This window comes from Enterobacter sp. N18-03635 (assembly GCF_004006055.1).
GTDB lineage: Bacteria > Pseudomonadota > Gammaproteobacteria > Enterobacterales > Enterobacteriaceae > Enterobacter > Enterobacter vonholyi.
On record NZ_CP034769.1, the window covers coordinates 2,501,842 to 2,526,900 of the forward strand.

The following is a 25,059-nucleotide window of genomic DNA, read 5'->3' on the forward strand; positions in this document are numbered from 1 at the left end:
AAAAAAAACGGAAATGGGTATTTCCGGCGAACACCTTTTTTATCTAATAGCCGCTTCGGTTTCAGCGTCGAAGAAATGGCACTTATTCATATCGAACTGGATGTCGATATTATCCCCAGCGGCATAATCATTCGCAGCGCCAGCACGAACAACCAGCTCATGACCGCCAACGGTGGCGTAGAGCATGAACTCCGCGCCGGTCAGTTCGGCTACGCTGACTTTCGCCTCGATATTTTTACCGCTGCTCTGCAGAGTGAGAATATCTTCCGGGCGGATCCCAAAGACCACGGCTTTGCGCTGATACCCTGCGGCATTCAGTGAAGCGAGCTTGTCTTCCGGGATCGCCAGACGCAGCGTTTCCGTGACGAAATAGCGGTCGTCGATAGCACCGCGAATGAAGTTCATGGCTGGCGATCCAATAAACCCTGCGACAAACATGTTTGCCGGTTCGTTATACACCTGCTTAGGTGCACCGACCTGCTGAATAATGCCGTCTTTTAAGATCACGATGCGGGTCGCCATCGTCATGGCTTCCGTCTGATCGTGGGTCACGTAAATCATGGTGGTGTTAAGCTTCTGATGCAGCTTGCTGATTTCAGCCCGCATCTGCACGCGAAGCTTGGCATCGAGGTTTGAGAGCGGTTCATCCATCAGGAACACGCCCGCCTCACGTACGATCGCCCTGCCTAACGCCACGCGCTGGCGCTGGCCGCCGGACAGCGCGCCGGGTTTACGCTTTAGGTATTCACGTAATCCGAGGATCTGTGCCGCCCAGTTAACGCGCTCTTCGATAACCGCAGGCGCAATTTTTTGCATCTTCAGGCCGAACGCCATGTTGTCGTAGACCGTCATATGCGGATAAAGCGCATAGTTCTGAAATACCATGGCGATATCGCGTGACTTGGCGGGCACATCGTTCATACAAACGCCGTCAATCACCAGTTCGCCAGCGGAGATCTCCTCCAGACCGGCGATCATGCGCAGCGTCGTGGATTTACCGCAGCCTGAAGGCCCGACGAAGACGATGAACTCCTTGTCTTCGATTTCGAGATTGAAATCCTTAACCACGTGGACCTGGTTATCATAGATTTTCTGAATGTTTTTCAGAGACAGTTGAGCCATTGTTAATTCCTTATCAATACGTCCGGGATGCCCAAAACTCGGTAAGGCATTTCCAGGTCAGTTCCCGCGTTGAATGAAGCTGTAGTCCCGCATGGTTCAGGCCAGAACCCACCCCAACCGACAGCATGCCCGCCGCGTTGATCGCCGCTACGCCTGCAGGTGCATCTTCGATGCCCATGGCCTCTTCAGGACGCACATTCAGGCCAGCACAGGCTGCAAGGAAGATCTCCGGATCTGGCTTTGAGCGGCGAATACGGGAAGCATCGGCGCAATAATCGAAGGCCTGATAAATGCCCAGCGCGTGCAGGATCCCTGGGGCATTCAGGGAAACGGAGGCGAGTCCAGTTTTGACGTTCGCTTTACGTATATCCGTCAGCACGTCACGAATACCCGGAAGCAGTGAATCTTCCGTCAGCGACGCCAGAGACTGGACATAAAGCGCGTTTTTTTTCGTCGCCAGCGCGAGGCACTGCTCATCGCTAAACATCCCCTCTTTCCCGCCATGCTTCAGGATGCGCTGAAGGGAATCCATGCGGCTAATTCCCTTCAGCTGTTCATTAAACACTTCGTCGAAGGTGATGCCGATTTCGTCAGCCACTGCACGCCAGGCCAGAAAATGGAGGTGTGCGGTATCGGTGATAACACCGTCCAGATCGAATACAACAGCCTTAAGCGTCATGGCGCCCCTCCGTGGTAGCGATCCCATTTACAGGTGCAAGAAAATCCTTATAAGCGCATACCTTGCGCCCCGATACGCGTAACGTCTTGCCCCACAGCGTCAGAGTGACAGGTGTCGTCGTTTCAATGGTTAACACCTCATTTTCATAGGTGAAGTGCAGCGTTGCGTTCCGCCAGCGCAGGGGGAAAGCAAGCCTTCGCCAGTGGGCAGGCAGGCTGGGCGCAAGGTGTAGTTCCCCTTCCACAATCTGCATACCGGCAAACCCCTGGATGACGCCGGACCAGATAGCGCCGGTCGCTGCGGCATGAATACCGTCATCGCAGCTGTGTGGATCGTCCCCAAGGTCAATGGCGACGCCATCACGCCAGAAGGCGTATGCACCTTCGGTGTCACCACAGCGGGCGGTCACAATGCCGTGTATGGCCTTACTCAGCGAAGAGTCATGGATCGTGCGGGGCTCGTAGAAAGCCAGATTGGCGGCACATTGCTGTGGGGTAAACCGCTCCGGCAAGAGGTAGGTAAGCATTACCACATCAGCCTGCTTCAGGATCTGCATGTCGTTGACTTCCGCGCGGGAGTAATCGAGCAGAATGGTCTGCTTCCCTGCTTTTGCTTTATAGCGGCTGAGATCAATGGCCGGTTTCGCCATGAAGGTATCATCCTGCGGGATCACACCGTCTGAATTGGCCTCCGGCAGCCATAAGCGCGTCAGGAACCGCGTGGCATTCTCCGTAAAACGCGTATCTTCACGTCCAAACTGCGCCATAAACCGGCGCGCGCAGGCGACGTTATGCCACGCCAGATAATTGGTATAGGCGTTGTTGTTCACATGCTCGGTGTATTCGTCAGGCCCAATCACATCATGAATTTCCAGGCGCCCGTCTACCTCCGTGGCGCGGCCCATCCAGAACGCAGCCGTTTCCATCAGCAGCGTCAGGCCTTCATTTCGCATAAAGGCATCATCGTGTGTCGCCTGCCAGTAAGCGACGACGGCCCAGGCAATATCCGCCACGATGTGGTGTTCAGCCAGCGCGGAGGCCACCTTCTGGCGCATGCCGGTTCGGATGTTGATAGCCGCGAACTCCGGCGTTTCCTCTTTGCCGCTCGAGGCGCTCTCCCACGGGAAAAGTGCGCCCGGCCAGCCGTTGCGGCGGGCTTTTTCCCGGGCCCCTGCCAGGTTAAGCCAGCGATAGCGCAGAAGATTGCGGGCCACCTGAGGACGGGTGAAAAGATGGAAAGGCAGCAGGAATATTTCGGTATCCCAGAAGACGTGTCCTTTATACCCCTCGCCAGTCAAGCCCTTAGCGGCAATGCTGCTTCGCTCATCATGGGCGGGCGTCATGGTGGTCAGATGCCAGACGGCATAGTCCAGCGCCATCTGATCGTCAGGAGCAGCAGAAGCCACTTCCACCCGGGCGTTACGCCATACGTCTTCCCATGCGCAGGATGAACTCTCCAGCAGCGAGGCATACCCCCTTGCCGCACAAACCTTGAGATCCGCCAGCGCCCTTCGCGCGAACGACTCCTGCGAAAGGGCTTTATCGCTGCGATGGGCAACCCAGACAATCTTATCCAGAGTGACAGTGTCACCTTGCGGTATCGTCAGGCAATAGTGCGCAGAGACCCGACGATTTTTGGCGGTGAAGCAGCTGTCGCTCTTCGCAGAGAGCTGACAAAACGCCGAAACAACAACTTCTGACGCCCGGTTCTGCGTTTCATACACACCCTGCATATAGTGCTGGTCGAACACCCTGACGGAAATTTCATCCAGATGCTGCCGGCCGGTATTGGTTTGTGTCGCATCAATGCCGGTTTTCATCACCACCTGTGAGGCAGCATCAAGCGGGGTGATCGCAAGCTGCATGGCCACCAGCGGCAGCTGATCCAGAGAGACAAAACGGCGACTCTCCAGTCGATAGCGTTTCCCGTCGGGCGAGCGCCAGATGACGCTGCGACGAAGTTCACCATTAGCAAACGCCAGCTCGCGCTGCCACTCGAGAATGTCCCCCGACAGAAGGGTAAAATTTACCCCGTCCAGCTCAACCTCAATACCGGTGATATCGGGCAAATTGACCAGCTCAGTGGTCTCGTTGCGACCAGCACGATGATACAGCCCCCCAAGATACATGCCTCGGGTTTGCTGGGTGTAATCCTCTTCATGCGCAGCGCGGATCCCCATGTAGCCATTACCGCAGGCCATGATGGAGGCGTATTTATTCAGACTGTGCGGACAAAAGCCCGGGTCGGTTAATACTGACACGTTTAGCATAACGTCACGCTTCCCCCTGTTTCTGCTGATTCATACAGCGCGGCGACAAGCTGCTGGATAATCAGCCCCTGCTCCGCATCAGCGATCATGACGGGCTCTCCCTGCACATGGCGCACAAAGGCATCCATACTGCGCAGGTGGCGTTGATCGTCAGCCTCTTCGCGCTGGGTAAGAGTGTGTAAAACACCAGCTTCGTCGTTGTAAATGTGCGCCGGGAACAGCGTGGCACCCGCCTTTTCACCGCAGAATGCGACGTTCATGATCGATTGCTCGCGGATATTGAGCGCAAACGACGTGTCCAGACGCAGAATGCCGCCGTTGCAAAATTCAATCGTGCCAAACAGAGCATCTTCCACGGTAAACTGCGTGGGATCCCACGCGCCAAACTGACCGCTGCTTTTACGGTTGCCCAGCCTCTGATAGCTATGCGCGGTCACCCGTTTTACCGCCGGGAACCCCAGAACATACATTGCTGCATCAAGCATATGGATGCCGATATCAATCAGCGGACCACCGCCCTGTAGCGATTTATTGGTAAAAACGCCCCACCCTGGCACACCGCAGCGACGCAGCGCCTGCGCTGACGTGAAGTAAATTTCTCCGAGCGTTCCGTTCATTACCGCATCGCGCAGCAGCTGAGTATCCAGGGCAAAACGATGGTGAAAATCATACGCCAGCACTTTTCCCGCCTTGCGCGCAGCCAGGCGCATCCGATCGGCCTCCTGCGTCGTCATAGCAGGCGGTTTTTCACACATCACATGGCAGCCTGCTTCCAGCGCTGCCATGACGTGCTCGAAATGAAACCGGTTAGGCGAGCAGACGCTCACCGCATCCGGCTTAACCGCCTCGAACATTTCTCGCGCATCCTGCCATGCCGAGGGAATACCATGACGTTCCGCAAACGCCCGAGCCTGTTCAGGGTGGCTGTCCATGACAGCCACCATCTGAACATCACTGCGCGTGGCGTAATACGAGGCGTGCACTTTATCCGCGACCTGTCCGGCGCCAATGATGGCGACGCGCAGAGGCGAAGGTGTAGAAGCACTCATCACGCTCGTCATCCTTAGCATTTACGCAGATAAGTGAGCGAATCCCGGTATGCCTGAGCCGGATCATCGGCGCGAACACGGCACTCATATACCACGTAACCCTGGTAGTTATCCGCACGCAGCTGATCGAACAGGCTGGCAAAATCGAGGCTGCCGCTGCCCGGCTGGTAGCGGTGATTATCGGCGATGTGCACATGGCCAAGCAGATCGCGGTTCCGATGCAGCGCATCCGTCAGCGAGTCTTCTTCGATGTTCATATGATAGAAATCGCCGATGATCTGCACATGCTTCAGGCCGTTCTCTTCGATGTATCGACGCGCGTCTGCCAGGGTATTAATCATATGATCCTGATAGCGGTTCAGCGGCTCCAGATAGACGGTGGTTCCGGTGCGCGCTGCCACCTCATCCAGCCAGCGCAGCGAAGCACTCACCGCTTTGCGGTCGCCTTCAAGGCTGCGTGGAGAGATCATTGGCGGCAGTCGAAAGGTAAACATCCCCCACGCGGCAGGCACGATAATGCCCTTACCGCCCACTTCAGCCAGCGCTTCCAGAATGCGTTCAATCTGCTGTAATCCGTTCAGACGGCGCTCTTCGATGAAGTCGCCGATCCAGCCATCGTATCCACCGCAGGCCGTCGTCACTGGCAGACCAGTGGCTTTGATGGCCGCTTTCACCTCGGCGAGGTTTTCCACCAGCAGCTTGCCGTCAATTTCGTAGCCATTAAACCCCATCTCTTTGATGTACTCGAATTTCTCCATGATATTGACCGGAAAAAAAGCCTGGTTCTGTGTTGCGATTTTCATGATTTGCTCTCCTTAGCTTAAAAAGTGACGCCCATTTTGATGCTCAGTTCCGGATGCTGGTCCACATATTTCATGTAGCTTTCAGCGCTGGCGGTGAAGGTCACAACCGGGTCGATCAGATCTTCACAATTGATATAACCGTTCATCAGCAGTTCCCAGCAGGTCTCTTCGATACGCTTGCGGCTCCAGCGCGGATAGTCCGGGTTTGGTTCGCTGCAGGCGCGGGAGAAGACAATCTTCGCGTTATTGAAATGCGCCTCGCGGCCGAGGTTAAAGCCTTCAGCGAACGGTTTCGCGAAGGCTACGTAGGAGATGGTGCCGCCGTAGGCGAGCCCGCGCAGCGCGGACTGCAGCGCATCGGCAAAACCACTGGTTTCGATGATCACGTCCGCGCCCTGCTTGCCGGTCAGCTTTTTGATTTCCAGGCCGACATCGGTGCCGATTGGGTTCAGGCAGTGGTCCGCGCCGTGACGACGGGCGATCTCGCAGCGGTGTTCGATTGGATCAACGCCGATAACCACTGACGCACCGGCTTTTTTAGCCAGCTGAATCGCAATCTGCCCGATTGCTCCCAGACCGACCACGACGACAAAGTCGCCCACGCGGACGTTGGCATCACGCACGCCGCTCATGGCGAACTGCGCCGGATCGTAGCAGACGGCGTTCTTCCACGACGCGCCCTGCGGCATTTTACGCAGCTTATAGTTGTTCACCGCGTTGACGACGACCGTTTCCTGCAACGGGCCGTAGCAGCAGACAAGATCGCCGATCTGGTAATCCGTCACGTCCGCACCGCATTCAATAATGTCGCCAACAACCATGTTACCCAGCTGGAACTTACCGAACTCAATACCGCGCGCTGCGCCCTCTTCACGCGGCGTGAACATCTGCCACTCTGCGTTGAATTCTTCATCAATAAACGGGCTGGCGGCGCGGAAATCCACCACTTCTGTACCGTGTTTCGGCGCGCCAAAACGGGCGCGAATTTTTACTTCATGGACTGCAACCGGACGATCTTCATATTCCACCAGCGCCGCCACGCGTGGTGCTGTCGCAACTAATTTTTTCATGACTGACTCCTTGTTAATATTGGCCGCCTCAGCCCTTCACGCCACCGGCGGTCAAACCACTTTTAATAAAACGTTCAGACAGGGCGTACATGATGACCACCGGAAGCGCCGTCACCAGCGATGCCGCCATCATGCGGCCCCAGATATAATCTGGTGTGCTAAAGAGCGTGTTCAGCCCGACCGGCAAGGTGAAATTGCCAGAGCTGGACAGGAAAATTGACGCAAACAGGTAGTCGTTCCACGCCACCATAAAGCAGTAGACAAACACCGATACGAGTCCTGAGATCGCAAGCGGGACGGTGATGCGAAAGATGATTTGCAGGCGATTGAGGCCGTCCATCATCGCGGCTTCTTCGATTTCGTCCGGGATGGTGTCGAAATAGCTGCGCAGCATGAACACCGCTGTCGGCAATGTCTGGGTCACCATGGTGACGATCAGCGCCAGCTCGGTGTCGTAGATCCCGAGGGCGGTGATGATTTTGAACAGCGGCACCACCAGCAAGATCCCTGAGAACATATATACGGTGTAGAAGCTTGCATTGATCGTCGTGCGTCCTTTAAAACGCAGTTTGGACAAGGCATAAGCGCCCAGCGTGCCGAGAAATAAGGCAATCACCGAGGAGGTCAGCGATACCACCATGCTGTTTTCGAAGTAATCCACAAACGGGAAGATCAGCGGGTTAAAGATGTCGATGTAATGCTGCAGCGTCCACTCCTGGGGCAGAATGGTCGGATGGAGCGAGATCGCCTCTTTCGCACTCTTAAACGACGTCATTAGCATCACGAAGAACGGGAACAGCGTGACAACCAGAAACACCGCCAGCCCCAGATAAAAACCAATACGGCTCAGTACGCGTTTATTTGTTGCCATTGAGGTTTACCCTTTTTCTGGTCAGCAGAATCACCGCGAAGATGATCACGAACAGCACGACGGAGATCGCCGCAGCTTTACCCAGGTCATTGAAAGCGAATGCGGTTTTGTAGAGGTAGACGCCCAAAATATCGACCTTGGTAGTCAACAGGTAGACATCCGCAAACATGTAGAACATCCAGATAGTGCGGAGCGTCACCACCGTTGCCAGCACCGGCATAATCGCGGGCAGCGTAACGATTCGAAAACGCTGCCAGGCATTCGCGCCGTCCATTTCCGCCGCTTCATACAGGGATTTATCAATGGTCTGTAAAATCGCCAGGAATGAGATAAACGCGTACGGGAAGTAACGCCAGATGGCGAACAGCACCACCAGTACAAAGCTGCTGCCGGGATTGTCGAACCACAGGGGCGCCTGGTCATACAGATGCAGCAGGTCAACGCCCAGATAGTTCACAATGCCGTAGCCGTTGTTGAACATGTATTTCCATGCAAACACCAGCGAAATGGACGGGGTGACGTAGGATAAAATCACCAGTGAACGTGCCGTTTTCCGCAGACGAAACTCCCGGTTAAAGAAGATGGCGACGGCTAGCCCCAGCCCGGTACTGCCGAGCACGACCAGTGCGGTGTACCAGAACGTCATCCACAGCGAGTGCCAGAAGGCGGCATCGCTGAGGATGCGAATGTAATTATCCAGCCCGACAAACACAGCGCTAATGCGCGGGTTAAGCGGCAGTCGTAAAAAACTGATTTCAATATTGGAAATCATTGGCCAGGCCACCAGGCCCCCCAGCAAAATCAGGCTGGGGGCCAACAGCAGCATGGCGAAAGGCATATCTGAACGACCAGAAAACAACGTCTTCATAATTTCCTTCCGCAGAGCGCTCCTATCGTTGTGAAATAAGATCAGTCAGTCGCTTCTGGCTGCTGCTTAACGCTGTATTAAGGTCCTTCTGCCCCACCGTGACGTTATGCACCATGGAACTGATAATGCCGGAGCCCGTTACATCGCCCATTCGGGTGAAGTTTTTATCCCCAACCGCGCCAAATACCTGCACGTTCGGGAACTGCGCAATCAGTTCATAAGGCAGTTGCCCAAACGCTTTAATCACGTCGTTGTTTTTCCAGGCATCGGTGCCCACCACTAGCTTGTTCACCGGCAGTGCCGCGCCAGGCGACATCATGACCCAGTCCGTCGCGTTTTGAGCCTGTTCCATCCAGGTCACAAACTTCTCGGCCGCTTCGGTCTCCTCTTCAGTTTGTCCGGTGGTGATCGTCAGGGAGGTGATCATGCCGTACACCGCCGATGACTTTTCAGTCGGGACAACGAAGCCCAGGTTAGAGGGGTTTCCGTCCTTGTAGACGGCAGGCAGGATGTAGGTGGAGTAAACCGCCATAGGCGCTGAACCGTTCATGAAGGCGTCTTTGATCTCCATGACATCGTTTGAACCCGGCATGGTGGTCGCGGCCAGCGCTTTATAAAACGCCAGGGCTTTTGCCATTTCAGGGGTATCGATGTCGACGTTCCCTTTGGCATCAAACACGTTTGCGCCGCCGGAAAGCGCAAACTGAGAAAACGACTGCTCGGTCATCACGCTTTCCGCCGTCGGCAGCGCGATGCCGTAATGCTTTTTAGCCGGGTCGTTAAGGCGCTGGCTGGCTTGCAGTAGCTGTTCCCAGTTATGTGGCTCCTGAATGCCCGCCGCGGCCAGCACATCTTTGTGATACCAGACGCCGGAAAGCCAGGCGCTGACCGGCACGCCCGTCCAGGCTGAACCGTCTTCCGTACGAACAACACGCAAGATGCCGTCATAGAAAGTGTTTTCGCCTACCGCGTTAATGGCTTCGCCGATAGCTTTGCGATCCAGCAGCTGTTCCTTGTCCATTACTTTTGCGTAGTCATGGCTGACTTCAATCACTTCAGGCAGCGCGCCGGTTCTCGCCAGCGTAATCACCTTGGTGTTGTAGGCATCCTCTTCCACCGGTACCTGTTTTACCGTGATGCCAGGATTCTCTTTCTCGAACTTTTCGATCAGCTTCGTGATAACCGCCTGACGCTCCTGCTCGACTGATGAGTGCATAAACTCAATAGTGACAGCGGACTTTTTGTCATCCTTACAGCCTGATAACAAAGCGCACGAAACCAGTGCTGAAATCAGCACAATTCTGGGCATTTTCATTTTTAAGGTCCTTTTTAGTTTTCTTTAATCCACAACACCTGCCATGGATGTAGGGTCAGCGTTTTATCTGTAATAACTTCTCCTGAAATCAAATCCGTTCCGGATTGAATATCGGACTCTACCGTTTGAATGCCATCACTGAAATTAAACAGCGCCGTTATTTTCTCGCCACAATCCTCCACACGAACGATTTTTAAAACATGTTCACCTGACGCACTAAAATAAGCCTGGCTGTCAGGGTGGAATGCTTTTTCCGCACGACGCAGCGCGATTAACTGGCTTAACGCACAATAGACCTGATAACGCAGACTGCTTTTATCTTCAAGCGCACTATCAATTTGTCCTGCGGTATATTTCTCGCGATTTATCGCACGGTTATATCCCAGACGTTTAACACCTGCATAATCATTACGGGAGCCGAGAATACTCTGGATATAAACAGCAGGCACGCCGGGGAAGCTTAAGAGGACGGCATGCGCCAGAATAAACCGGGCAATGCGTTCGCTATCATGACTTTCTCGCGTACTCAAAGCATCCAGATAGGTCACATTAATTTCATACGGGCTTCGTGTGCCATCCGGATTATTTTTCCAGTTAACCAACGCACCTTCAGCCTGAAGTTTTTCCACAAGCGAGAGGATTTCCGACTCGGGTAAAATTCCGCGTAACGGATTCAGACCAATCCCGTCATGCGAGGCCAGGAAGTTAAACCAGGTGGTTTTCGTGGAAGGCAACGTCAGCGACGCCGCCCACTGGCTCAGCGTACGGACATCCTGAGAATGCACCGCGTGCAGCACCAGCGGCGGCAAAGAGAATTGATAAACCATCTGCGCTTCATTTTCACCGTCACCGAAGTAAGCAACGTTATCTTTATGCGGAACATTCGTCTCGGTGATAATCACCGTGCCCGGGGCAACAGCCTCGGTAATGGCGCGGAAAAGCTGGATGAGCTGATGGGTTTGCTTAAGATGGATGCAGGTTGTTCCGGGTATTTTCCACATGAAGCCCACAGCATCCAGACGAATGTATCGCGCCCCTTCAATCAGGTAATGCAGCAGCACGTCGACCATCGCAATCAGCACCTGCGGGGAGGCGAAGTTGAGATCAACCTGGTCCTCGCTGAAGGTAGTCCACAGGTATCGCACGCTGCCATCATGCAGTGTGAAAGGCGTAAGAAGCGGTAAGGCACGCGGACGCGTCACCGCGGATAAATCTGTATCAGGATCGACAGAAATAAAGAAATCGTCATACCCTGGCGTTTGCTTCAGGTAATTAGCGAACCATTTGCTTTTGGCTGACATATGGTTGCATACGAAATCAAACATTAAACTGGCTGACTGTTTTAATTCGGCAACGTCTCGCCATGTTCCGGTTTCAGGTGCAACCTCATGATAATCAATAACAGAAAATCCGTCGTCAGAAGACCATGGATAAAAAGGCAAAAGATGGACATGAGAAAAAGAACGAGAAAGCCATTTGTTATAAAAACGTGTAAAAACAGGGAATGCTTTCTCCCCTTTCGCTGAAAACTGGTCGGCATAGGTTATCAGAACGACATCTTTTTCATCCCAGCCCATTTTACGTTTTTCTGTAATAACAGAGGCGGCCTTTCCGATATTTTCCAGCAGCACATTCAAATGGGCTTCAGAAAACGTTCCCCCGTAAACAAGATTAATGAGTTCTTTAATTTTTGGATTCATTTCATTTTCCATGGTAGCGGTCCCACGAGGTGGCAATCTACTCCCATGAAAAATATCTGTCAACGGACCGGGGAGGTGAAAAAGGTGATTGCAAAGCAGCTCAGCACAATATTGTGAGCTGCCGCAAAGAAAGAACGGGTAAAGAGGAAATGCGGTGAGCTATCGCCAGTCCCTCGCCCGTCAGGGAAAGGACTAGTGCCAGCGGGAATTATTGGGATAAGTAGCGGCGAGAAAGCCGTTTTGCCACCTTTTGCAACAGCGGTTCGAGCGCCACGGCCAGCACCATTCTGATCGGCTTGCGGGCAACGGATTTGATCGCCCAGCCCGCCACGCCTGCCGGGCCGAACCGTAACGCGGTCAGCAGGACCAGTTTACCTGCGATTTTCAGGCCGGGTTTTACCTTCTGACCGGCCTGTTGCCAGTGTTGTTTCATCTCATCTCTCTCTTAAAGCTGACGAAAACGACTTCTCAGCGTAAAGGTATCCGACGTGACATAGCGTTCCATTTCCCGTAACCGCTTCTCACCGGCGGCGAGTTGCGCATCAACCTCATTGAGAAGATCGCTGCTGGTTGGGGCACCCTCCGCAGCCAGCTCTCCTTCCGGCATCGGGTCAAGAACAAACGACAGCATGATATAAGCTACCAGGGTGATAAATGCCAGACCAAAGAAAATCGACAGCACCGTCACCACGCGTACCAGCTTAACCGGGACGTCAAGATAATGCGCCAGCCCGGCACAGACGCCGCGCACCATGCCCTGCTGTGGAATTCGCCACAGCTTTTTGTTCAGATTCAGTCCAGACATTAACGGTCCCTCCAGTTTGGATGTTCAGCATCCAGGATTGCTTCCAGCGCCTGAATGCGTTCGCGCATTTTGTTCGCCTCATCGGAGAGCTGTACCAGACGCTGTTGTTCACTCTGGGAAAGTTCGCCCCGTGAAGAACGGTTGCTATAGTGCAGCCACAGCCAAATCGGCAAAACGAACAGCACGAAAATTGTCAGGGGAATGGCCAGAAAAAGCGCGCTCATGTGTACTCCTTGTCTTACGATGCGGCACGTTCAGGTGCCGCAGGAATTATTATTGGTTGTCTTGCTTCATTTTGGCTTTCAGTGCCGCCAGCTGCTCGCTGATCTCATCATCAGCCTTCAGGTCGGCGAACTGTTGATCCAGCGACTTCTGCTTACCGATGCCGTGGCTTTCGGCTTCGGCTTCCATCTGATCGATACGACGTTCAAACGATTCAAAACGGGCCATCGCTTCATCCAGCTTACCGCTGTCCAGCTGACGACGCACGTCGCGGGAGGAGCTCGCAGCCTGGTGACGCAGGGTCAGCGCCTGCTGACGCGCGCGGGTCTCGCTCAGCTTGTTTTCCAGCTCGCCAATCTCTTTCTTCATACGGGTGAGCGTGTCATCCACCAGCGTCACTTCATGCTCAAGCGTCGCGACCATATCGGCCAGCTTCTGTTTTTCGATCAGCGCCGCACGGGCCAGATCCTCTTTGTCTTTACGCAGCGCAAGTTCCGCTTTTTCCTGCCATTCGTTCAGCTGAGCGGTAGCCTGTTCAATGCGACGCGTAAGCTGTTTTTTCTCCGCCAGCGCGCGGGCGGAGGTAGAACGCACTTCAACCAGCGTGTCTTCCATCTCCTGAATCATCAGGCGTACTAGCTTCTGCGGATCTTCCGCCTTCTCAAGCAGTGAGTTGATGTTGGCGTTCACGATGTCGGCAAAACGAGAAAAAATACCCATAATCTAATCCTCATAGTTCTGTTATAGGGTCAGGCCCTGCTGTACTGATAATACAAACATCATGCCAACTTTTTATCTTATTGATTTCACTGACTCTGATTGATTTTTATGCAGTGAAGGATTACTCTTTCCTGGTGAATATCGCTAAGGAGTGGTTAATTTCATCATGCCTGGATACAAAGACAATTTACTCGGCGAAGCAAACAGCTTTCTCGAAGTGCTGGAACAGGTCTCTCGCCTTGCGCCGCTTAACAAACCGGTGCTAATCATCGGCGAGCGCGGTACGGGTAAGGAACTCATCGCCAACCGTCTGCACTATTTATCAGGGCGCTGGGACGGCCCCTTCATTTCCCTGAACTGCGCGGCGCTGAATGAAAACCTGCTCGACACCGAGCTCTTCGGCCATGAAGCTGGTGCATTTACCGGTGCCCAGAAACGCCATCCAGGACGCTTTGAGCGCGCCGACGGCGGTACGCTGTTTCTGGATGAACTGGCCACCGCGCCCATGCTGGTGCAGGAAAAACTGCTGCGCGTGATTGAGTACGGCGAGCTGGAGCGCGTCGGCGGTAGCCAGCCGCTGCAGGTGAACGTGCGCCTGGTGTGCGCCACTAACGCCAACCTGCCGGAGATGGTGGCGGAGGAGAAATTCCGCGCCGACCTGCTCGACCGCCTGGCCTTTGACGTCGTTCAGCTTCCTCCGCTGCGCGAGCGCAAAAGCGACATCATGCTGCTGGCAGACCAGTTTGCGATTCAGATGTGCCGCGAGCTCGGACTGCCGCTCTTCCCCGGCTTCAGCGATTATGCTCGGGAGACGCTGCTGGCTTACCACTGGCCGGGAAATATCCGCGAGCTAAAAAACGTCGTGGAGCGTTCCGTCTATCGCCACGGCAGCAGCGAGACCGAGCTGGACAACATCATTATCGATCCTTTTCAGCGCAGCGCGACGCCGCTGCCGGCACCAGCGTCTTCAGGCGATCTCCCCTCTCTGCCTCTCGATTTACGCCAGTTCCAGCACGACCAGGAGAAACAGCTGCTGGAGCACAGCCTTAAGGCGGCGAAATATAACCAGAAACGGGCGGCTGAACTGCTGGGTCTGACCTACCATCAGTTAAGGGCATTGCTTAAAAAGCATCAAATGCGCTGACAATATCAGCACTTACCATAGACATTTTTACGAAGCAGGCGTAAGTGCGATACACTTTGCAGATCGAACCTAAAAACCTTAAAAATTATGCGTCTGGTTTTATCGTCCTTTTTTGCACTTGGTCTGTTTAGCAGCCTGGCCTTTGCCGCGCCCGGGCAAACGCCGCAGCCTGACATTCGTGACAGCGGCTTCGTCTATTGCGTAAGCGGCCAGGTGGATACTTTCAACCCGCAAAAAGCGGGCAGCGGCCTGATTGTGGATACCCTTGCCGCGCAGCTTTACGATCGTCTGCTTGACGTCGACCCGTACACCTACCGTCTGGTGCCCGAGCTTGCGGAAAGCTGGGAAGTGCTGGATAACGGGGCAACCTACCGTTTTCACCTGCGCGATGATGTCGCGTTCCAGCGTACGCCGTGGTTTACTCCCTCGCGCAAGCTGAACGCGGATGACGTGGTCTTTACCTTCCAGCGTATCTTCAACCGTAATCACCCGTGGCATAACGTTAACGGCAGCAACTTCCCCTATTTCGACAGCCTGCAGTTTGCCGACACCGTGAAAAGCGTGCGTAAGCTGGACAACCGCACGGTTGAATTCACGCTGACGCGCCCGGATGCCTCCTTCCTCTGGCATCTGGCAACCCACTATGCGTCGGTTATGTCCGCTGAATACGCGGCTCAGCTGACGAAAAAAGATCGTCAGGAACTGCTCGATCGCCAGCCGGTCGGCACCGGTCCGTTCCAGCTGGCCGAATATCGCGCCGGACAGTATATTCGTCTGCAGCGCCATGAACACTTCTGGCGCGGTACGCCGCTGATGCCGCAGGTGGTGGTCGATTTGGGTTCTGGCGGGACGGGGCGTCTGTCGAAACTGCTCACCGGGGAATGCGACGTGCTTGCCTGGCCCGCAGCCAGCCAGCTCACGATTTTGCGCGACGATCCGCGCCTGCGCCTGACGTTACGCCCGGGGATGAACATCGCGTATCTGGCCTTTAACACCGATAAGCCACCGTTGAATAACCCTGCAGTTCGACACGCTCTGGCGCTGGCGATTAACAACCAGCGTCTGATGCAGTCGATCTACTACGGCACGGCGGAAACCGCCGCCTCAATTTTACCGCGCGCCTCGTGGGCCTACGACGGTGAGGCTAAAATTACGGAATACAATCCGGCAAAAGCGCGTGAACAGCTGAAAGCGCTGGGTGCGGAAAACCTGACGCTGCAGCTTTGGGTGCCAACCAGTTCCCAGGCGTGGAACCCGAGCCCGCTCAAGACCGCCGAACTGCTGCAGGCGGATATGGCGCAGGTGGGCGTCAAAGTGATCATCGTACCGGTTGAGGGCCGTTTCCAGGAGGCGCGCCTGATGGACATGAATCATGATTTAACCCTGACCGGCTGGGCTACCGACAGTAACGACCCGGACAGCTTCTTCCGGCCGCTCCTGAGCTGTGCGGCGATAAACTCGCAGACCAACTACGCCCACTGGTGTAACCGGGAGTTTGACGCCGTGCTGCAAAAAGCGCTGTCTTCCCAACAGCTGGCCTCGCGCATCGACGCCTATGATGAAGCGCAGAAGATCCTGGCCCAGGAACTGCCGGTGCTGCCGCTGGCCTCTTCCCTGCGTCTTCAGGCCTATCGTTATGATATTAAGGGCCTGGTGCTGAGCCCGTTCGGCAACGCCTCGTTCGCCGGCGTATCGCGTGAAAAAGAACAAGAGGTGAAAAAACCATGATTATTTTTACCTTGCGTCGGCTCCTTTTGCTGCTGGTGACGCTCTTTTTCCTGAACTTTGTCGGCTTCAGCCTGAGCTATTTCACGCCCCACGCCCCGCTCCAGGGGTCGTCGCTGTGGGATGCCTGGCTGTTCTGGTTTAACGGGCTGCTGCACTGGGATTTCGGCGTATCCAGCATTAACGGGCAGCTTATTTCCGATCAGCTGAAAGAGGTTTTCCCGGCCACGATGGAACTGTGCATTCTGGCCTTCGGTTTTGCCCTGATGGTCGGGATCCCCGTGGGCATGCTGGCCGGGATTTATCGCAACAAATGGCAGGATAAGTTTATCAGCGCCCTCGCCCTGCTCGGCTTCTCCATCCCGGTCTTCTGGCTGGCGCTGCTGCTGACGCTTTTCTTCTCGCTGACGATGGGCTGGCTTCCGGTTTCTGGCCGTTTTGATCTGCTCTATACGGTTAAAACGGTGACGGGCTTTGCCATCATCGATGCGTGGCTGTCCGATTCCGTGTGGCGGCATGAGATGATCGTCAGCGCCCTGCGCCATATGGTATTGCCGGTGCTGACGCTGGCGGTTGCGCCAACAACCGAAGTGATCCGCCTGATGCGCCTGAGCACCATCGAGGTGTTTGACCAGAACTATGTCAAAGCCGCCGCCACGCGCGGACTGTCGCGCCTGACCATACTGCGCCGCAACGTCCTGCACAACGCGCTACCGCCGGTTATTCCGCGCCTGGGATTACAGTTTTCCACCATGCTGACGCTGGCCATGATCACCGAGATGGTCTTTAGCTGGCCAGGCCTGGGGCGATGGCTGATTAACGCCATCCGCCAGCAGGATTATGCCGCTATTTCTGCGGGTGTGATGGTGATTGGTTCGCTGGTCATTATTGTTAACGTGTTGTCCGATATTCTGGGTGCCATGGCTAACCCATTGAAGCATAAGGAATGGTATGCCTTACGATAACGTATACAGTGAAAAGAGCACGCCCGGCGTGCTGCGTACCGTGTGGCGTAAATTCTATGGTGACACCACGGCAATGATCGGCCTTTATGGCTGCGCCGGTCTGGTGTTGCTGTGCGTCTTTGGCTCGTGGTTTGCGCCGTACGGCATTAACCAGCAGTTCCTTGGCTATCAGCTGCTGCCGCCGTCCTGGTCCCGCTACGGGGAAGTCTCCTTCTTCCTGGGAACGGACGACCTCGGACGTGACGTGCTGAGCCGTCTGCTGAGCGGTGCGGCCCCGACGGTGGGCGGCGCGTTTGTGGTGACGCTCGCGGCAACGATCTGCGGGCTGGCGCTCGGTATTTTTGCGGGCTCCACGCATGGCCTGCGCTCGGCGGTGCTTAATCACATTCTGGATACGCTGCTGTCAATTCCGTCCCTGCTGCTGGCGATCGTTGTGGTTGCCTTTGCCGGTCCGCACCTGTCGCATGCCATGTTCGCCGTCTGGCTGGCTATCCTGCCCCGCATCGTGCGCTCGGTTTACAGCATGGTGCATGACGAGCTGGAAAAAGAGTATGTCGTCGCCGCGCGTCTGGACGGCGCGACAACCTTCAACATTCTGTGGTTTGCCGTACTGCCCAACATCGCCGCCGGGCTGGTCACTGAGATCACCCGCGCCCTGTCGATGGCGATCCTGGACATCGCGGCGCTCGGCTTCCTCGATCTCGGCGCGCAGCTGCCGTCGCCCGAATGGGGTGCGATGCTCGGCGACGCGCTGGAGTTAATTTACGTGGCGCCGTGGACGGTCATGCTGCCGGGTGCGGCCATTATGGTGAGCGTGCTGCTGATCAACCTGCTGGGCGACGGTATTCGCCGTGCAATTAACGCGGGGGTGCAATAATGCCGCTTCTTGATATCCGCAACCTCACCATCGAATTCAAAACCGGTGAAGGCTGGGTTAAAGCCGTCGATCGCATCAGTATCACCCTCGCGGAAGGTGAAATTCGCGGGCTGGTGGGGGAATCCGGCTCAGGAAAAAGCCTGATCGCCAAAGCCATCTGCGGCGTGGCGAAAGACAACTGGCGCGTGACCGCAGACCGTATGCGGTTTGATGATATCGATCTGCTGCGCCTCTCCCCCCGCGAGCGGCGTAAGCTGGTCGGGCACAACGTCTCGATGATTTTTCAGGAGCCGCAGTCCTGTCTCGACCCGTCCGAACGCGTGGGTAAACAGCTGATGCAGAACATTCCCGGCTGGACCTACAAAGGCCGCTGGTGGCAACGCGTTGGCTGGCGCAAGCGTCGCGCCATCGAGCTTTTACACCGCGTCGGGATCAAAGACCACAAAGATGCGATGCGCAGCTTCCCTTACGAGCTGACCGACGGCGAATGTCAGAAAGTGATGATTGCCATCGCGCTGGCCAATCAGCCGCGCCTGCTGATTGCGGATGAACCGACGAACGCGATGGAACCCACCACGCAGGCGCAAATTTTCCGCCTGCTGTCGCGTCTCAACCAGAACAACAACACCACCATTTTGCTGATCAGCCATGACCTGCAAATGCTCAGCAAATGGGCGGATAAAATTGACGTGATGTACTGCGGGCAAACGGTCGAAACCGCGCCGAGTGAGGACCTAATCACCGCGCCGCACCACCCGTATACGCAGGCACTTATCCGCGCCATTCCGGATTTTGGCAGCGCCATGCCGCATAAAAGCCGCCTGAATACCCTGCCCGGGGCGATTCCACTGCTGGAATCTTTGCCGATAGGCTGTCGTCTGGGGCCGCGTTGCCCTTATGCACAGCGTAAATGTATCGAGACGCCACGCCTGACCGGGGCAAAAAATCATCTTTACGCCTGTCATTTCCCGCTGAACATGGAGAGAGAGTGAAATGGTCGAAACCTTACTGGAAGTGCGTAACCTGAGTAAGACCTTTCGCTACCGCACGGGGCTGTTTCATCGTCAAACCGTCGACGCGGTGAAGCCGCTGAGCTTTACGCTGCGTGAAAAACAGACCCTGGCGATCATCGGCGAGAACGGTTCCGGGAAATCCACCCTGGCGAAAATGCTCGCCGGCATGGTTGAACCGACTGCAGGCGAAGTGTTGATTGACGATCATCCTCTTACGTTCGGCGATTACTCTTTCCGCAGCCAGCGCATCCGCATGATCTTTCAGGATCCGTCTACCTCGCTTAACCCACGCCAGCGCATTTCGCAGATCCTCGATTTTCCGCTGCGTCTGAACACCGACCTGGAGCCGGAGGCACGCCGTAAGCGCGTATTCGAAACCCTGCGTATGGTTGGGCTGTTACCGGACCACGAAAGCTACTACCCGCACATGCTGGCCCCCGGTCAGAAACAGCGCCTGGGTCTGGCGCGTGCGTTGATTTTGCGGCCAAAAGTGATCGTTGCGGACGAAGCGCTTGCCTCGCTGGATATGTCGATGCGCTCGCAGCTAATTAACCTGATGCTGGAGCTGCAGGAAAAACAGGGGATCTCGTATATCTACGTTACCCAGCATCTGGGAATGATGAAGCACATCAGCGATCAGGTGATGGTTATGCACCAGGGTGAAGTGGTCGAGCGCGGTAGCACCGCGGATGTGATGGCCTCCCCGCTTCATGAGCTGACAAAACGACTGATTGCGGGTCATTTTGGTGAAGCATTGACGGCGGATGCGTGGCGAAAGGACCGTTAAAAAAGGCAGGTTGAACCTGCCTTTTTGCTTTTGAGTGGTAGGGGACTATTCCGTTTCAAGTCGGACTTGAATATTACTCTCGATATCGCGGGAATCACGCAAGCTAAGGTCATTCTGATTCAATAACGGTTCAATGGTGAGCATCATCGTAAACTGCTTTCCTGACACCACTGTGCCTGAACTGACAGGTACAATCCCTTCTCCTGCACGGGCGGCGAGTTTATCTGCCTGTTGGCCGTTGGGAATAAACACCCCCGCATCTGAAATCCGATTCAGTTGCACCGGGTTTCCGTCCAGCGTAGCATCGCTCGCAACCATCAGCAAACGACTGTTATCACCGAAGGTAAATAATCTCTGCTCCCCTGCCTTGCCATCAAAAAATAGCGCCATCTTTTGCGCATCAGGACAATATGCAGTGAGAGTAACCTGCCGTTGGGCCAGGTGATTCCACTGCTTATTTTTGTTCGCAATATCAGAAACCCTAATTTTTCCGTAGCTAACCGTTGGCTGTGAAAGAGATACCTGACAGTCTGCCTGTACCAATGGAACCATTAATAACGAACATACAACACAAATCAGCGCTCTTTTTATTAAAATCATTTACATACTCCAACAGCACTTTCGTAGAAAACATTCACATCACGTTCTTTCGGCATCGTGTATTTCAACTGACATTTTCTCTTGCCATTATCATCCGTCGCGTACAGTGTCGACTGATTATCTGCATCGCTGAGGAAAACAAGCCCATTGTCAACAGACGTAACAACGTAGTTATTATCGGCATCTACGATTGTGCTGCCTTTCGCTAACGGTGAACCATCAGGAAGCGAAATTGTTAACATCATCCTGCGGACATCAAGAACACCAAAATTCACATGGCTGACAGCCCCATGACCAACCGCGACGGTGGAAATTCCGTTATTCAGATCGATATTCTTTGGCAGCGATGCACTATTCACTTCGATGTGAGCATTATGATAGGCAGGGAGTGACGGGATAACTGCCAACCCCCAATGGTCTGTCCAGACATCGCCAGATGGCGTGGAAATCTGCACATTACTGACCTTTTCACTTAACGCTGCAACAGCAAACGTGTCATCGATGCGGTATGGCGAGAAAGTGACGCCATCAGAGTGCGCCACAATGCCACCGCTTAATGTAGCACTATAATTTTTGCTGTCGCTTCCGTTCATCCCTGCGCTCAGCCCAAGCTGGGTGTAATGCAGATTGTCGGCGATACTACCGTCAAAACTGTTTTCCTGATCTTTTACATCACGTTCTGCGGCAATCGTGTATGAAAGCTCAGGCGTCAGGTTGTTTCCCGTCTGAAGACCGGCTGTCTCAGACTCACCTTGCTTGCGCCAGTAGCTGTTTACCCGATGCGAACCGATGGGGATTCCGACACTGACATAAACCTGATCGCCGTTTGAATAACGGCTATCGTTATCTTTCTTGTTGACTTGCTTTTGCCAGCTTACAGAAACATTGTAATCACGGTACGATTTGCCCCAGGACAGCGAGACATAGCGGCTATCATCATCCCCTTTTACCCCCTGATTCAGGGTGTAACCCATGTTGAAGGAGCCTAAAAGACTATTACTCCACCCTACGCTGGTCGTGTACTGACCGCTGTAAGGCGTAAAATCATCCTGTAACGTATCGAGAAGTTCACGATAACCACTGCTATAGCGCGAAGCCGAAGCAAACAAATTAATATTGTATTCGGCCCGGTAGTTCGCACTCAACGTTGCACTTGTACCTCGATCGTCATCATGCTGATCGTCAGAGGCTTTCAGTACGGTCGATATCATCAACGGGGCCATCGGGGCGATATCCAACCCAGTAGCAATTGCCTGATACTTTGTTGCGACCATCGCGCCTGCGCTGGCATTCAACCATGAAGTCACACGCCAGCCATCTGAAGCCGTCAGCAGATAAGGTTTTTCCCTGTCGTTGTCGATATCAATATCACGTACCTTGCCTGCGGCGATGGAAAAGCCCTGAGGTCCCCCCAGTTGGTTCGGGTGTAACGACTCAGCAGGGATAACATAGCGATGGGAGGTTCCGTCGGTTTCTTTGACCGTGACGTCCAGATCGGCATTTACCCTGGCAACTGGCACATTCTCAAGCGTGAACGGCCCCATCGGGACGAGCGTGGAATAGATTAATGCGCCCGCCTGACGTACTTCTACCCGGGCCTGTGCGCCTTGTGCAAGACCATTTACCGTGACGCCGCTTTTGCCTTCCGTACTTAACGCATCTTCCGGAACAAACTGCACACCGCTGATGGCTGCGCCAGAAAATAAGGTATTAGTTATATTGATCTGTCCAGCCTGCATCAGTGTTTTCTGATCGACATACGTATGTTGTACATAGGTATAGAGGCTGTTGCTGCTGAAATCCCCCTGATCTTTAGTGAGGATCTGGCGACTTCGCAGCAGCCAGTCGCTGATATTGATGCCCTCTTCGAGCGACGCCTGACCGTAATCATCGTTACCGCCGTCATATTGATTTCGCGTGGTAAACAGGTCATAGTTAAAAATTCCCGCAGTGCCTCCTTGTTGGTAATCAGACAAGGCCGTTTCACCCGTGGCTAACGCCTCCTCGGGCACAACAAGATCGAGACGCTCCTCTCCTGGTATTGGCGTGATAACTGCAGTGGGATAATCCTGGCGAAAATCATAGCAAGCGGGATCTTTGGATTGAGCGCTTTGCTCCGAAGGCGATTTAGCCAACTTTGCTGGCACCTGAAGCCCTGCACTTTGCAAAAAGCTACGATCTACGCACAGCTGTCCTTCTTTGCCGAACAGCGCTGTCACTATTCCTTTTTCATTACCGTTAATTTTTAAACTTACCGGCTTACGACCCGGTAAAAATTTTGCTGAATGGGCAAAATAAGTTCCCAATGAACTATCCAGCCCATTATTTTCCAATACGGATGTATCAAACTCTGCAGCATTCTCCTGCGCCATCGCCATACCTGGCTGAAAAGCGCATACAGCTATGCCGCACAGAGCAGGCAGCATATGTTTTTTTTAGTTTTCATAACTGTCAATACCGACAAATTTCAGAGTTCGTTCGTTGTGTCTTATGTTAATTAGCGTCCAACTGTGCGGTATATTTATCTATCTGAACGCCATAGCGGCTTACCGGGGAAAAACGAATTTGATTATTCCCGGCAACAGATTTACCTGCCTCTATAGTCATCGTTTGGCCGGGCAAAATATAAGCCTTAGATAATTTAAAGACCTCTTTTGAGGGCAGTAATTCAACGGCTGGCTGAAAACGTACGACATACGGACTGGTATTTGAGAGGGTTATCGTATTCCCTTGCGCTTTCCAGGTAATTAAGCGCCATGCATCCTGAACCTGAGGTAAACTGGCTGGGTGAATCAGCACCGGCAAATCCTGGCGGATATTAAACCCAACTTTATTCACCCCTTTCGTTTTCTGAGGAATGCCTTCAAATATCACCCGCATCATATGCTCCGTCTTCAGCGGCCTATCGCTTGTAAGGACAAAACGCACCTGCTGAGTTTGACCCGCTTCGACGCGCGCCACGGGTTGCGTGACTATAAGACGAATGTCTTTACTCTCGTCAGGCAGTGAATTAATGCTGGTATATAACAACTGGGCATTATCATCTGTATTTTTCACGTTCATCGTTGCCCCCTGATCGGTCTCATTGACAAACAGCATAGAGGTTTCAGGCACCATGCCCGAAGCAAATGAAAGAGTAGGCAGCAATGCTAAGAGAGCATATGCAAAACCTAACGCATATGTTCTTTTATTTAACGATGAATACATATCATAGCTCTCAAGAAGAATACTTACATAGGTCAATTAAAACGATACACATCGATATTATTAAACGATATGTATCGTTAATTTATATTTGCCAGAGGATGCGAATATTAGTGGCATCTATGCCGATGCATCCACGTCTGAAAATAGTTACAGATAAATAATCGAGAAGGTCGCCAGGCCATCCAGATTAGTATCATCGGTAATTGCGAGGGTAGTGGTATCCTGTACAGACGCCGTTATACGCAGTGGGAACACCGCTTTCTTAAAGGCTGTTGGTACTTTAGTTGTCGCATTACCTGGAGTGTAAAGGATGTTACCGTTGGTATGGACAAACGAGTTAGAGCCAGCTACGGACCAAGATGGCGTTGAACCAGCAGCGGAATATAATGCCGGAGACACAACGTCATCTACGGTAGGGCTGGTCTGTAACATAATTGTATAAGCACCTAATTTAACACCCCCCGCTGTTTTTCCTAACCCAAAATCAGAATCTGCTGCCCCCGCCTTACTACCAACAAGTTGAACAACGGCGCTATCATTGTGTGCATCCGTTGCTGTAAACGCCAGCGCCGTAGCAGCGTCACAGGTCAACGTCAGGTTAACGTCGCGGTATCCCAACTGGTTAACATCGGTCGCGCTCATTGAGCTCAAGGCGCTTTTACCAAAATCAACTTTACCCCCGTTTGGGAGCGATGGTGTACAGGCTGAGTTCGTCAGGACACCGGCCACCTGCAAATCCACAGTGTTGGCAGCGAATGCATTGATAGCGAATGCACTTAACAGAGTAGCAAGTAATACTTTTTTCATGTATTTATTCCATTAGTCTCGGAATAACGGCCCCTACATTTATATAACCGAAAATTCCATTTGTTTAACATTTGATCAGAATCAGAATTTTCACCTGAACCCTATAACACCAAGCAATAAAAGTTATATCACTTGTGGCGGCATAAGATATCAACACCCTCTTCGCTCCTTCAACTTACTTTTCGTCCAATTGTGGACGGCCTTTAATACATATTAACTCCCTCAGTAAGAGAGGAAATTTCGATATCTGAACAATAAACATTATTTACTACTCAGACCAGGTCCAAAAATCATCCCTGCGCCTGTCATTACCCCCTTCATATAACTTTTCGTTCATTTTCGTTTAAATATATACGGGATATTAATACGCATATAACACATTCAGCCATAAGGAATTATTATAGAAAAAACAGGCATTATCCTTTATTCAGAATAACACCT

The 25,059-nt window shown here is 53.5% G+C and carries 24 protein-coding genes; 6 read left to right on the forward strand and 18 right to left on the reverse strand.

The features are described from left to right. Window positions 1-39: 39 nt before the first annotated feature. The 14 genes from ELK40_RS12660 to pspA form a co-directional block, all read right to left on the reverse strand. Complete coding sequence (locus tag ELK40_RS12660; RefSeq protein ID WP_127731226.1) at window positions 40-1,122, reverse strand: ABC transporter ATP-binding protein; 1,083 nt, start codon at window positions 1,120-1,122, stop codon at window positions 40-42. A gap of 13 nt (window positions 1,123-1,135) precedes the next feature. Beyond that, complete coding sequence (gene pgmB / locus ELK40_RS12665; RefSeq protein WP_127731228.1) at window positions 1,136-1,801, reverse strand: beta-phosphoglucomutase; 666 nt, start codon at window positions 1,799-1,801, stop codon at window positions 1,136-1,138. Beyond that, on the reverse strand, window positions 1,791-4,070 hold the full coding sequence (locus tag ELK40_RS12670) for a glycoside hydrolase family 65 protein (protein ID WP_127731230.1): 2,280 nt from the start codon (window positions 4,068-4,070) through the stop codon (window positions 1,791-1,793). Before ELK40_RS12670 ends, pgmB begins: the two co-directional genes overlap by 11 nt. Further along, window positions 4,064-5,122, reverse strand: a complete 1,059-nt coding sequence (locus ELK40_RS12675) for a Gfo/Idh/MocA family oxidoreductase (protein WP_127731232.1) — start codon at window positions 5,120-5,122, stop codon at window positions 4,064-4,066. The genes ELK40_RS12670 and ELK40_RS12675 overlap by 7 nt, the downstream gene beginning before the upstream one ends. Before the next feature lie 11 nt (window positions 5,123-5,133). Then, a complete protein-coding gene (locus ELK40_RS12680; RefSeq protein WP_127731234.1) occupies window positions 5,134-5,922 on the reverse strand; it encodes a sugar phosphate isomerase/epimerase family protein in 789 nt (262 codons plus the stop codon). Window positions 5,923-5,939: 17 nt separating this feature from the next. Next, on the reverse strand, window positions 5,940-6,992 hold the full coding sequence (locus ELK40_RS12685) for a zinc-binding alcohol dehydrogenase (RefSeq protein ID WP_127731236.1): 1,053 nt from the start codon (window positions 6,990-6,992) through the stop codon (window positions 5,940-5,942). A gap of 28 nt (window positions 6,993-7,020) precedes the next feature. Then, a complete protein-coding gene (locus ELK40_RS12690) occupies window positions 7,021-7,863 on the reverse strand; it encodes a carbohydrate ABC transporter permease (RefSeq protein WP_127731238.1) in 843 nt (280 codons plus the stop codon). After that, window positions 7,850-8,731, reverse strand: a complete 882-nt coding sequence (locus ELK40_RS12695; protein ID WP_114977065.1) for a sugar ABC transporter permease — start codon at window positions 8,729-8,731, stop codon at window positions 7,850-7,852. Before ELK40_RS12695 ends, ELK40_RS12690 begins: the two co-directional genes overlap by 14 nt. A 22-nt stretch (window positions 8,732-8,753) precedes the next feature. Beyond that, window positions 8,754-10,046 carry an ABC transporter substrate-binding protein gene (locus ELK40_RS12700; protein ID WP_127731240.1) on the reverse strand — a complete coding sequence of 431 codons (1,293 nt, stop codon included), beginning with the start codon at window positions 10,044-10,046 and terminating at the stop codon, window positions 8,754-8,756. A 14-nt stretch (window positions 10,047-10,060) separates the two neighbouring features. After that, window positions 10,061-11,758 carry an alpha-amylase family glycosyl hydrolase gene (locus ELK40_RS12705; RefSeq protein ID WP_127731242.1) on the reverse strand — a complete coding sequence of 566 codons (1,698 nt, stop codon included), beginning with the start codon at window positions 11,756-11,758 and terminating at the stop codon, window positions 10,061-10,063. Window positions 11,759-11,954: 196 nt separating this feature from the next. Beyond that, a complete protein-coding gene (gene pspD / locus ELK40_RS12710; RefSeq protein ID WP_111965095.1) occupies window positions 11,955-12,179 on the reverse strand; it encodes a phage shock protein PspD in 225 nt (74 codons plus the stop codon). A 12-nt stretch (window positions 12,180-12,191) separates the two neighbouring features. After that, window positions 12,192-12,551 (reverse strand): envelope stress response membrane protein PspC, encoded by a 360-nt coding sequence (gene pspC, locus ELK40_RS12715; RefSeq protein WP_127731244.1) that lies wholly within the window; start codon window positions 12,549-12,551, stop codon window positions 12,192-12,194. Then, entirely contained in the window at window positions 12,551-12,775 is a 225-nt protein-coding gene (gene pspB, locus ELK40_RS12720) for an envelope stress response membrane protein PspB (RefSeq protein WP_023312045.1), read from the reverse strand. Before pspB ends, pspC begins: the two co-directional genes overlap by 1 nt. Before the next feature lie 49 nt (window positions 12,776-12,824). Beyond that, entirely contained in the window at window positions 12,825-13,493 is a 669-nt protein-coding gene (gene pspA, locus ELK40_RS12725) for a phage shock protein PspA (RefSeq protein WP_023617933.1), read from the reverse strand. Between the two features lie 166 nt (window positions 13,494-13,659). Between pspA and pspF the strand changes: the two genes are divergently transcribed. The 6 genes from pspF to sapF all read left to right on the forward strand — a co-directional run bounded on the left by pspF (window position 13,660) and on the right by sapF (window position 20,004). After that, entirely contained in the window at window positions 13,660-14,637 is a 978-nt protein-coding gene (pspF, locus tag ELK40_RS12730) for a phage shock protein operon transcriptional activator (RefSeq protein WP_127731246.1), read from the forward strand. An 87-nt stretch (window positions 14,638-14,724) separates the two neighbouring features. Beyond that, window positions 14,725-16,365, forward strand: a complete 1,641-nt coding sequence (sapA, locus tag ELK40_RS12735) for an ABC transporter substrate-binding protein SapA (protein ID WP_111965097.1) — start codon at window positions 14,725-14,727, stop codon at window positions 16,363-16,365. Beyond that, a complete protein-coding gene (sapB, locus tag ELK40_RS12740; protein WP_069719064.1) occupies window positions 16,362-17,327 on the forward strand; it encodes a putrescine export ABC transporter permease SapB in 966 nt (321 codons plus the stop codon). Before sapA ends, sapB begins: the two co-directional genes overlap by 4 nt. Then, window positions 17,314-18,204 carry a putrescine export ABC transporter permease SapC gene (gene sapC, locus ELK40_RS12745; protein WP_127731248.1) on the forward strand — a complete coding sequence of 297 codons (891 nt, stop codon included), beginning with the start codon at window positions 17,314-17,316 and terminating at the stop codon, window positions 18,202-18,204. Before sapB ends, sapC begins: the two co-directional genes overlap by 14 nt. Next, window positions 18,204-19,196: a putrescine export ABC transporter ATP-binding protein SapD gene (gene sapD / locus ELK40_RS12750; protein WP_008501228.1), complete on the forward strand. Its 993-nt coding sequence runs from the start codon at window positions 18,204-18,206 to the stop codon at window positions 19,194-19,196. Before sapC ends, sapD begins: the two co-directional genes overlap by 1 nt. A gap of 1 nt (window position 19,197) precedes the next feature. Beyond that, window positions 19,198-20,004, forward strand: a complete 807-nt coding sequence (gene sapF, locus ELK40_RS12755) for a putrescine export ABC transporter ATP-binding protein SapF (RefSeq protein WP_115875370.1) — start codon at window positions 19,198-19,200, stop codon at window positions 20,002-20,004. Between the two features lie 45 nt (window positions 20,005-20,049). Here the strand turns inward: sapF and ELK40_RS12760 are convergent, their stop codons facing one another. From ELK40_RS12760 to ELK40_RS12775, 4 genes are all read right to left on the reverse strand, one after another. Continuing rightward, window positions 20,050-20,604 (reverse strand): hypothetical protein, encoded by a 555-nt coding sequence (locus ELK40_RS12760; RefSeq protein WP_115875372.1) that lies wholly within the window; start codon window positions 20,602-20,604, stop codon window positions 20,050-20,052. Then, entirely contained in the window at window positions 20,601-22,976 is a 2,376-nt protein-coding gene (locus ELK40_RS12765; protein ID WP_244599385.1) for a fimbrial biogenesis usher protein, read from the reverse strand. The genes ELK40_RS12760 and ELK40_RS12765 overlap by 4 nt, the downstream gene beginning before the upstream one ends. A 121-nt stretch (window positions 22,977-23,097) precedes the next feature. Beyond that, window positions 23,098-23,811: a fimbria/pilus chaperone family protein gene (locus tag ELK40_RS12770; RefSeq protein WP_127731252.1), complete on the reverse strand. Its 714-nt coding sequence runs from the start codon at window positions 23,809-23,811 to the stop codon at window positions 23,098-23,100. A 147-nt stretch (window positions 23,812-23,958) separates the two neighbouring features. Then, a complete protein-coding gene (locus ELK40_RS12775) occupies window positions 23,959-24,618 on the reverse strand; it encodes a DUF1120 domain-containing protein (RefSeq protein WP_127731254.1) in 660 nt (219 codons plus the stop codon). Between the last annotated feature and the right edge of the window lie 441 nt (window positions 24,619-25,059).